Origin of the sequence: Sphingomonas quercus, from assembly GCF_018863195.1 — a bacterium.
GTDB classification, from domain to species: domain Bacteria; phylum Pseudomonadota; class Alphaproteobacteria; order Sphingomonadales; family Sphingomonadaceae; genus Solisphingomonas; species Solisphingomonas quercus.
This window is the reverse complement of sequence record NZ_JAHKRT010000003.1, coordinates 545,640-555,627: the sequence shown is the minus strand read 5'-3', so window position 1 is coordinate 555,627 and position 9,988 is coordinate 545,640. Positions and strand designations below refer to the sequence as shown.

The 9,988-nt window shown below is 66.9% G+C and carries 6 protein-coding genes; 2 read left to right on the top strand and 4 right to left on the bottom strand.

Annotated features, from left to right (window positions below; all coding sequences use genetic code 11):
• On the bottom strand, positions 1–210 hold a 210-nt coding region (locus KOF26_RS08420), incomplete at its 3' end, for a hypothetical protein (protein WP_216323054.1).
• Positions 211–294: 84 nt separating this feature from the next.
• Positions 295–3,333: a TonB-dependent receptor plug domain-containing protein gene (locus KOF26_RS08415; RefSeq protein ID WP_216323051.1), complete on the bottom strand. Its 3,039-nt coding sequence runs from the start codon at positions 3,331–3,333 to the stop codon at positions 295–297.
• A gap of 528 nt (positions 3,334–3,861) precedes the next feature.
• On the opposite strand from KOF26_RS08415, the gene KOF26_RS08410 reads away from it, so the two are divergent.
• On the top strand, positions 3,862–4,722 hold the full coding sequence (locus KOF26_RS08410) for a type 1 glutamine amidotransferase domain-containing protein (RefSeq protein WP_216323048.1): 861 nt from the start codon (positions 3,862–3,864) through the stop codon (positions 4,720–4,722).
• A 9-nt stretch (positions 4,723–4,731) separates the two neighbouring features.
• Positions 4,732–6,324 (top strand): tetratricopeptide repeat protein, encoded by a 1,593-nt coding sequence (locus KOF26_RS08405; RefSeq protein WP_253201277.1) that lies wholly within the window; start codon positions 4,732–4,734, stop codon positions 6,322–6,324.
• A gap of 2 nt (positions 6,325–6,326) precedes the next feature.
• Here the strand turns inward: KOF26_RS08405 and KOF26_RS08400 are convergent, their stop codons facing one another.
• Both KOF26_RS08400 and KOF26_RS08395 read right to left on the bottom strand, forming a co-directional pair.
• On the bottom strand, positions 6,327–7,676 hold the full coding sequence (locus KOF26_RS08400) for a sigma-54-dependent transcriptional regulator (RefSeq protein WP_216323043.1): 1,350 nt from the start codon (positions 7,674–7,676) through the stop codon (positions 6,327–6,329).
• Positions 7,673–9,385, bottom strand: a complete 1,713-nt coding sequence (locus KOF26_RS08395; RefSeq protein WP_216323040.1) for a sensor histidine kinase — start codon at positions 9,383–9,385, stop codon at positions 7,673–7,675. Before KOF26_RS08395 ends, KOF26_RS08400 begins: the two co-directional genes overlap by 4 nt.
• Positions 9,386–9,988: the final 603 nt, after the last annotated feature.

The window sequence follows — 9,988 nt, the reverse complement described above, 5'->3', positions numbered from 1 at the left end:
GAGGCTGGCCTCAGCGGTCGGGCCGTTGCCGACCAGCGTGTGATAGTCGCCGCCGGTGTGGATGTCGCCCAGCGCGCGCACCTTCAGGTCCGGCAGCACGCGATAGGGCAGGTCGCGCGCCACCGCCGCCGCCGCCGCCGCCCCTTCGCCGGAAAGGGCCGCCCCGGCTGCTCCCGCCACCAGCGCCTTGCCGAAATCGCGCCTGTTCACTGATCCCTCCAAAGCTTGCCGAACAGCCCTCAGCATGGACAGGAAAGGGGTTCCGCCGCAATCCGCAGGCGGAACCCCGTTCGATCAGAGCTCGAAGCGCGCGCCGATCACGAAGCGCCGCCCCAGCGTGTCATAGAGCGTCGGGTTGGTGCCGTTGCTGATCGGCAGGCTGCCGAAGGACGGGTTCGGCGCCGGAGCCTTGTCGAGGAGATTGGTGATCTTGAAATAGGCGGCCAGCCGCCGGCCGTCCTCGCGCTTGAAGATATTATAGGTGCCGGCGATGTCGAGATAGAGGGCGCCGGGCATGTGATTGTCGTTGATCGTCTGCGCGGTGGCGGTGGCGACCGGGCAGCTCGATTGGCATTCGATATAGCTGTTGTCGATCACGCCCGAGCTGAACCAGCGCTCGGTGAGCGTGAAGTCCCAGCGGTCATTCGCATAGGTCTGGGAGACGTTGAGGCGCCATTTGGCGATCGAGCCGCTGTTCTGGCCGGCAATATCGGTGATCGGCTGGCCGGGCAGGCCCGGATCATTCTTGTAGTGGAGAGTATTGGTGGCGAGACCGCGGAAGGAAATGGTGCCCGGCACATTGTCGAAGATATCGGAGAGGTTCTTGGTATAGGCGACCTCGATATCGATGCCGTTGGTGTACACCTTGGCGAGATTGATCTTCGCGACGGCGACGACGGCGGGCGGCTGGTTGGTGACCTGGCTGACCGGCAGCGTCGGCGAGCCGTTGGGATCGCTGGCGCCGCCGGCGGTGGTCCAATACTGGATCAGATTGCACAGCGTCGGATTGCCGGTGTCGGCGCACAGATCCATCTCCTGCTGGGCGCCGATGGTGCCGATCGCGTCCTTGAGAGACAGCTGGTAATAATCGACCGACACGCTGAGCCCGGGCAGCCAGTCGGGCTGATAGACCACGCCGGCCTCGTAGGTGCGCGACACTTCGGGCTTGAGGTCCGGGTTGCTGAGCGTCGGGTTCTTCACGATGACGTTGTTGGTCACCGAGCCGAACCGGCCGACCACGCCGCCCGTCGGCGTCGAAGCGGCGGCATAGAGGTCGTTGAGGTTCGGTGCGCGGATGTCGCGCGACGCGATGCCGCGGAAGCGCAGGCCGGGGACGATCGGCGGCGCATAGGTGATGCCCGCCTTCCACGTCCATACGCCTCCCGACGAGCTGTAGCTGGCGTAGCGGGCGCCGAGGTTCAGATCGAAATCGCCGGTCTTCTCGCCCTTGAGCAGCGGCGCGAGGACTTCGACGAACCCTTCCTTCACGTTGAACGTGCCGCGCGAGGGATGGAAGTTGCCGGAAAACCAGTTGTTCTCGGCAAGCAGCAGCGGATTGTTGCACTGGGTATAGGAGCAGGGATCGGCCTGCTGGCGGAAGGCTTCGCGGCGATATTCGCCGCCGAACGCCAGCGACACCGGCCCGGCCCAGGTCGAGAAGGGCTCGCCGTTGAAGGACAGGCTGGCCGCGTCCTGCCGCAGCCGCGTCTTCAGCCATGCCGTGCCGCTGAAGTAGCGCGCCGCGGAGGGATCGCCGACGCCGGTGCCGAAGATGTTGTAAGGCTGGCAGCCCTGGCCCTGTGCCACCGTGTTGCGGCACATGACCGTCCCGTTCGGCCCCGGCACGGCATCGATGGCGGCGTTATAGAGATTGGTAAGCGTCTGGCCGATATTGTTGTTGGTGATGTGGTTCAGGCCGATGGTGTAATAACCGTCCCACTTCCATTCCGTGCCGAGCAGGTTGAATTTGCCATCCCCGCCGAACGTCCAGCGGTACATCTTGCGGATGTTCTCGACCTGGATGCTGGGCAGGTCGACATTCATCGTGCCGACCGTCAGCGTATCGTTGGCGGTGCCGCAGGCGGCCGAGATGCCGGCAGGCAGGAACGGATTGTTGCAGTGGACCGTCAGGTTGCCCGGCTTGTAAGTGCTGAGGAAGGCGATGTTATTGGTATAGACCCGCGCGAAGTTATAGGTCGCATAGACGTTGATGAAATCCGAGAAATCGTAAGACACACGGCCGTAGAAGGTCTGGCGGTTCAGCCTCGTATCGAGGTCGGCGACGCCGCCCTCGTCGGAATTCTGGTCGCCGCCGATCATCCACGGGCTCACCTGCGCGCCGGTCGCATCGATCGGCACCCAGCCGCGTTGCAGCCGGGCCAGCGAGCCGCCCGCCCCGAAGGTCGTGTCGATCAGGCCGCGTGCCGCGGGGTTGCTGGTATTGGTGATGATCGCGCCCGGCGCGAGCAGGAAGTTGGAGACGTTGGGCGAGGCGATGTTGAGCGGCGAACCCGCCGGCACCCGGCCGATCGGATAGCGGATCAGCTTCCAGCCCCGGTACCAGTCGCGATTGGCGGCCGGCCCGCCGACGCCGCTGTTATAGGCATATTCGCCGCTGGCCTCGATATGACCACGGCCGTCGGCAAAGCTGGTGCCGGCGGTGAGCTGGAGGTTGAAGTTGCGGCCGTCGCCATAGGTCGTCTCGCCGGCGCTGACATTGCCCTTGATGCCACTGAAATTGTGATCGAGGATGAAGTTGACGACGCCGGCGACAGCGTCCGAACCCCAGGAGGCGGAGGCGCCGCCCGTCACCACGTCGACGCGCTGGATGAGGCCTTGCGGAAACTGGCTGATGTCCGTGCCGCCGGTGGTGTCGACGCCGATCACACGCTGCCCGTCGAGCAGGACGAGCGTGCGGTTCGCGCCAAGGCCGCGCAGATTGAGCGTGGAGCGGCCGTTGGTGCCGGCGCTGCTGCTGGTCGTGCCGGTCGAGGTCGCGGCGCTGCCGGCGAGCGCGGGGATCTGGTTGACGACGTTGAAGATGTTCGGCTCGGCCTTGCGCTCGATCTCGGCGATGCCGACGACGGTGGTCGGCGTCGGCGCGCTGAAGCCGCTGCGCGTGATGCGGCTGCCCGTGACGACGATCTCGCCCCCGCTGGCCGGGCCCGCGTCGGCGGCGGCGGGGCTCGGCGGGGCGACATCCTGGGCGAACGCCGAGGTGCTGGCGATCGAAAGCGCTACCAGCCCGACGGTCGCCAGGGCGAACTGCCGCGTCGCATGGCCGTGGCGGGTGTTGCGGAGGATGAGCTCCGACGGGCAAACCGGGTAGGTCATGTCTTCCCCTCTCGATGACGTCACTTACGTGACATTCTTTTTGGAATATTCAGACGCAATTTAACTATCGCCTTGGCAATACTTGCCAAAAGCTATGTCAGGGACGGATCGTCCTGACGTGCATTGACGTGTATGTGCCGGAGGAGCCGCCTGTTGTTGAGCCGCTCCCCAGGCCACAGTCCGACAACCAGCCCGCTCAACGTCGGGACAGGGAGACTGTGTTTGAGTAAGTATGAGCTATATCCGCCGCGCTTTTCCATGCTGACTGGCTCATGAACCTATGCGCGGAATGAAGGTCGCCATTATGCGGCGCCGCCGGTACAAGCGTTGGTCAGACGGTGTCCGACAGGAATCTCGCGCGAACTGGGATAACGGGGAGCGCGGATCGCCGCGCTCAGGGAATTACTGCGGGGGGCGGCCGGCCCGTCGCCCCGGCACCCTGTCGGCTCCTCGGGATATTTGTCGACGCGATGGCGCCGTTTTACTCGAGACGGGGATGGGTGCTGAAATGCAGGAAAGGGTTCGGCAATGAAGTCCATGACCTTCGCAGCATTGGCCGTCGCCTTGATATTGAGCGGGCCAGCGAACGCGGCGGACGCCGCCAGGGGGCGCATTCTGCTGGTCGCGTCCAGCGTCAACGCGATGACGCTGAAGGACGGGCGCAAAATCCCCACCGGCTATTTCCTCAACGAGCTGGCCGTGCCGGCCCAGGCCTTCATCCGGGCCGGCTATGACGTCGTGGTCGCCACGCCGGACGGCAATGCGCCCGCCGTTGACGCCATTTCGCTGACCCCCGAGCTGTTTCGCGGCGACGAGGCTGCGCTCACGAACGCGCTGAAATTCGTGCTGACCAATCCCTCGATCCAGAAGCCGCAGCGGCTGGATGCGGTGGTGAAGGGCGGGCTGGACAAGTTTGCGGCGATCTACGTGCCGGGTGGCCGGGCCCCGATGGTCGATCTGATGGAGGACCGGTCGCTCGGCGCGGCGCTCAATTATTTCCACAAGGCCGGCAAGCCGACGGCGATGCTGTGCCATGCGCCGGTCGCCTTCGTCGCCACCGTCAAGGACCCGAAGGCATTCCGCCAGGCGCTGGTCCAGGGCGACACCGCCCGGGCGAAAGCGCTCGCCTCGGGATGGTCCTACGCCGGCTACAAGATGACCCTGCTGTCGACGGCGGAGGAAATGCCGAAGGAAGAGGCGCTCGGCGGCAAGATGCCCTTCTATATCGAGGATGTCGTCCGCGTCGCCGGCGCTGAGGTGAGCGTCGGCCCGCCCGCCAGGCCGTTCGTCGTGGTGGATCGGGAGTTGATCACCGGCCAGAACCCGGCCTCCGACCACGAGTTGAGCGACGCGGTGCTCGCGGCGCTCAAGGCCAGGCCCTCCCGCTAGGCGGCCGGGCTGAACTCCCCGGTTCTCGCCCGCGCGCTCGACCATCATCGGCGCGGCGAACTCGGCGCGGCCGAACGCGGATATGCCGCCGTGCTGCGGGCGGCGCCGGAGGATTATGCCGCCCGCTTCTCATTGGGCGTGCTCAAGGCTCAGCAGGGCCATGTGGATGCGGCGATCGATCATCTCGGCAAGGCGGTGCGCCTCCGGCCGGATGTCGCCGCGGGCTGGCTGAACCTCGGCGCATTGCTCGGCGCCGCAGGGCGGTTCGCCGAGGCGCTCGACGCGTATCGCCGGGCGGCCGCGCTCCTGCCGGACGATCCCCAGGCCCATCGCGCTCTTGCCGCCGCGCTGCTCGATGCCGGTCGCGTCGAGGAATCGCTGGCGGTGTTCGACCGGGTGCTGACCCTGGCGCCCGGCGACCTCGAGGCCCTGAAGGCGCGCGGCTCTTTGCTGTGGAGCCTTGGGCGGCCGGAGGAAGCACTTGCCGCGCTGGACAGCGCGCTGGAACGCGCGCCCCACGATGTCGAGACGCTCAACAATCACGGCAACGTGCTGCGCGACCTGCGCCGGCCTGAGGACGCGATCGCCAGCTATGACCGGGCGCTGGCGCTGCGGCCGGGATCGGCCGAGATTCACAATAATCGCGGCGTCGCCCTGGCCGAAACGCGCGACCGGCCAGCAGCACTCACCGCCTATGACCGGGCACTGGCGCTCGATCCGTCCCTTGCCGATGCCTGGAATAATCGCGGCCTCGCCCTGCACGAGGCCGGCGAGATCGCGCCGGCGCTCGCCTGCTATGGCCGCGCGATCGCCCGCAAGCCGGACTTCGTTGCCGCCCTCAACAATCGCGGCAAGGCGCTCTGCGAGGACTGGCGCGTGGCCGAGGCGTTCGCGTCCTTCATGCAATCGGCGCGCATTGCCTTTGGCGACACGCTTGTGATCGACGGCGGCGAGCGGCTGGCCGGGGCGGCGATCGATCCGGGCAATGCCGTGGCGGCGGAATGCGCGTGGCTGGCGGCGGACCCTCATAATGTGGTGATCGACGGCTTGCTCACGCCACCGGCGCTGGCGGGTTTGCAGCGCTTCTGCTGGGGCTCGGCGATCTGGCGCCGCGCCTATGCGGCCGGTTATCGCGGCGCGTTCCCGGAGACCGGGTTCGCCTGCCCGTTGCTGGCGCAGGTGGCGGAGGAAATGCAGGCGAGCTTTCCGCGCATCTTCGCCGCCCATCGGCTGCGCTATCTCTGGGCGTTCCGCTATGACCAGTCGGGCACCGGCACGCATGTCCACGCCGACGATGCCGCCATCAACGTCAATTTCTGGATCACGCCCGACGCCGCCAATCTCGACCCGGACAGCGGCGGGCTGATCTTCTGGGACAGATGCGCGCCGGCCGACTGGGGCTTCGCGGATTATAATGATGACGCCGATGGCGCGATGGCGTTCCTTGCCGAGACGCGGGCCAACCGGGTGAAGACCGTCTATCGCGAGAACCGGGCGGTGATCTTCGATTCCGGCCTGTTCCACGCCACCGACGCCTTCCGCTTCAAGCCCGGCGATCGCAACCGGCGGATCAACGTGACGATGCTGTTCGGCCGTCGCTGACCCTAGGGCTCGCGCTCCTCCCCGCGGCGGAAGTCGCGCGGCAGGATGCCGTAGCGCGACAGCTTGTCGTAGAATGTCTTGCGCGGGATGCCGAGTTCCTTGATCGCGGCGCGCACGTCGCCGCCTTGGGAGGCGAGCGCGGTGCGGATCGCCTCAGCCTCAAAGCGCCGCGTGCGTTCCGGCAGAGTCAGCGTGCTGCATGTCGGCGGCGTCGTCTTCACCTCCAGGACAAGGCGCTCCGCATAATGGGCGAGCTCGCGGACATTGCCGGGCCAGTCATGGCTCAGCAGATAGGTGCGGGATTCGACGTCGAGCTCGGGTTGCGGCAGGCGATAGCGCTTCGCCGCCTGCTCCAGCAGATGCGCGAACAGCAGCGGGATATCGTCGCGCCGATCCCGTAATGGCGGCAGATGCAGGCGGACTGTGTCCAGCCGGAAGAAGAGATCCTCGCGCAATGCCCCGCGCGAGACGAGCTGGCCCGCGGGCCTGGCGACGGCGGCAACGAACCGCACGTCGACGGTATAGGGGTGATCGCTGCCGAGTGGCGTCACCTCGCGTTCCTCGAGCACGCGCAACATGCCGGCCTGCAACTCCAGCGGCATCGCATCCAGCGCGTCGAGGAACAGGGTGCCGCCGTCCGCCGCCTCGATACGGCCGGTGCGCGACAGCCTGAGCCCCGGGATGACGCCGTCGCGATGGCCGAACAGTTCGCTCTGGGCGAGCGGCAGCGGCAGGGCGCCGCAATCGAAGGTCAGGAACGGGCGCCCGCGCCGCCCGCTCCAGCGATGCAGCAATGTCGCGACGAGTTCCTTGCCGGTGCCCGTCTCGCCCTCGATCAGCACGTCAACATTGGTGGCGGCGAGCTGACGCAGCGTCTTGCGTAACTGGATCATCACCGGAGTCTCGCCGACCAGCGGATCGCCGTCGGCGGCGACCTCCGCCGCGGTGCGCAGCGCGCGGTTCTCCAGCACCAGCCGCCGCGCCATCAGCGCGCGGCGCGTGCTCGCGACGAGCTGGTCGGAGGCAAAGGGCTTGGTCAGGAAATCCCATACGCCGTCCTTCAGCGCCGAGACGGCCATCGGCACGTCGCCATGGCCGGTGACGAGGATCACCGGCAGCTCCGGATCGACGGCCTTGAGGCGGCGGAACAGCGCCAGCCCGTCCATTCCCGGCATACGCACATCGGTGATGATGACGCCGGGGAAATCCTTGTCGACGCAGGCCAGAGCCGAGGCAGCATCGGCATGCGCCTCCGCGTCGAGATTGGCGAGGGCGAGCGTCTGGAGATTGGCGGCGCGCACCATCGGATCGTCGTCGACGAACAGCACGCGGCGAAGTTCGCGATTGATCATGCGCGCATCAGCCTCAGCCGAAAGGCGGTGCGCCAGGGTGGACGCGCCTCGATGACCTCCAGCTCGCCGCCGAATTCGCGGGCGATGTCGCGCGCGATGCCGAGCCCGAGGCCGAGGCCGGCCGGCTTGGAGGTGGTGAAAGGGGTGAACAGCGTGTCGGCGACCTCGGCGGCGATGCCGGTGCCGGTGTCGTGGAGCACCAGCTCGACCATCTCGCCGCATTCCGCCACCGACAGCAGCAGGCGCGCCGGGCGCTCCTCCTCGAACGCCTCAAGGGCGTTATGCAGCAGGTTGACGAGGATCTGTTCGAGCCGCAGCGGATCGGCCAGCACCTCGACGGCAGTGTTGCCGTCGCGCTCCAGCACGATGCCGGCGTGGCGCAGCTTGTGGCCGGTGAACAGCAAGGCGCCATCGATCGCCGCCTCCAGCGGGGTGCGGCGAAGCTCGCCTGAGCCGCGGCGGGCATAGGAGCGCAGCTCCATCGTGATCGCGCCGATCCGCGCCGTCAGCTCGCTGATCGTGCCGAGATTGGCGAGCGCGCGTTCGCAATCGCCCTGGCGGAGCAGCTCCCCGGCATTCTCCGAGAATGACCGGATCGCGGAGACCGGCTGGTTGATCTCGTGGGCGATCGCGGCAGTGATCTGCCCGATCGAGCCCAGCCGATTGGCGTGGGCCAGCCCCTCGCGCGCCTCGCGGAAATGCATCTGGGTGCGTTCAAGCTCCTCGGTGCGCAACGCCACCTGTTCCTTCAGTTCGACGCGGGTGACGGCGGCGAGATCGGCGCGTTCCCGCGCGCGCAGCCACAGGAACAAGGGCAGCGCCAGGAACACGGTGGCGGCGATCGTCGCCAGTCGCGCCGTCGCCAGGTAAGCGGAGCGGATCGGCCGGATCGGCTCCAGCGCGGTCAGCGTCCAGCCGGCGACCGGCACGGCGACGTTGGCGCGTGCATAATGGGCCGGCTCGTCGCTCTCCAACGCCATCAGCTCGGCCGCCTCCGGCCCGATGCGGAGCGGAGACAGCACGGCGCTGCCGAACTGGCGGGTGTTGCGCATCTCGGCCAGCCGGCCGGGCCGAAGGCTGCGAGTGGTGTGAAAGCGCCACGCCGGGCGGTTGGTGATCAGCACGACGCCGTCGGCGTCGGTGACGAACGCCGGCTCGGTGGCCGACGCCCACGCCCTCTCCACCGTGTCGAAGCCGAACTTCACGACGATCACGCCCGAATGCCGGGCATCGCTGACGGCCCGCGCGAAATAGAGACCGGGCTGGGCGCTCACCGTGCCGAGGCCGAAGAATTCCGCCGTGCCCTTTTCCCGCGACACCGTGAAATATGGACGGAAGGCATAATTCTGCCCGATGAAGCTGGTCGGCAGATGCGCGTTGCTGGCGGCGATGGTGCGCCCGTTCCTGTCGAGCAGGTAGAGCGCCGAGCTGCCGATCATGCGGGCGATCTGTTCCAGCTTGTCGTTGAGGCGCGCGGCGGTCGCGCCGCCGGGCGAGGCGAGGGTGGTGTGGACGTCCGGATACTCGCCGAGCACGATCGGCATCAGCCGATATTTCTGAAGTTCGCTGATCAGCAAAGAGGCGCGTCCCGCCGCGCTCGATTGCGCCAGGCGCAGGGCCTGTTCGGTGGCATGCGCGCTGGCCCAGCGATTGCCGCCCCAGATGATCGCGGCGACGAGCATGACATAGGTGATGGCGACGAGCAGCAACCGGCGCCGCGCGGCACGGGACCGGCCAAGAGCTATTTCGGGGGAGCGGAGCATCATTCAACTATAGTCTGAAGGAAACGCCGCCGTCTGCCACCGCGCCCCGAAGGAGGACATGCATCCATGCCCCATTCGATCGGGGACGGGCATGTCGATTGTGCGGATTTCCGCACTCTGCGCAATCTCCTGCGATGCCGGCAAAGCTCGCATGCGCCGCCCGCTGGAATAAAATCGTGCGATAACAGAAGGATGTCCCATATCTGTTTTTCCTCCGATTCCCGAGAGCGGCTTTCTAAGCTTTGCCAAGAAGCACGGTGCTACGTGCTCGCAGGTGAGAGGATAGAAAAATGATCGACATCGTTCGTCTGCGACGATCCGCCAGTCAAGCCATGACCACGATCCTAACGGCAGCCTCCGCTTACGTATAGTCAGCGTCTCGACCAGCGGAGACATTGTAAAATCGTGCCGCAACAGGCGTGGCGCGGGCGATGAGTTCGGCACGGCATTTTGCCCTCATCATCCCGGTCGCCAGCCAAAGGTCAACGCCGCCGCGCCGCTCTGGTGGAGTCTAGGGTAATTCCCGAGGCGCGGAGTGCGACAGCGTCG

Coding starts and splice junctions, on each gene's coding strand:
- KOF26_RS08415 (WP_216323051.1), bottom strand. CDS start 3,333: ATGACCTACCCGGTTTGCCCGTCGGAGCTCATCCTCCGCAACACCCGC.
- KOF26_RS08410 (WP_216323048.1), top strand. CDS start 3,862: ATGAAGTCCATGACCTTCGCAGCATTGGCCGTCGCCTTGATATTGAGC.
- KOF26_RS08400 (WP_216323043.1), bottom strand. CDS start 7,676: ATGATCAATCGCGAACTTCGCCGCGTGCTGTTCGTCGACGACGATCCG.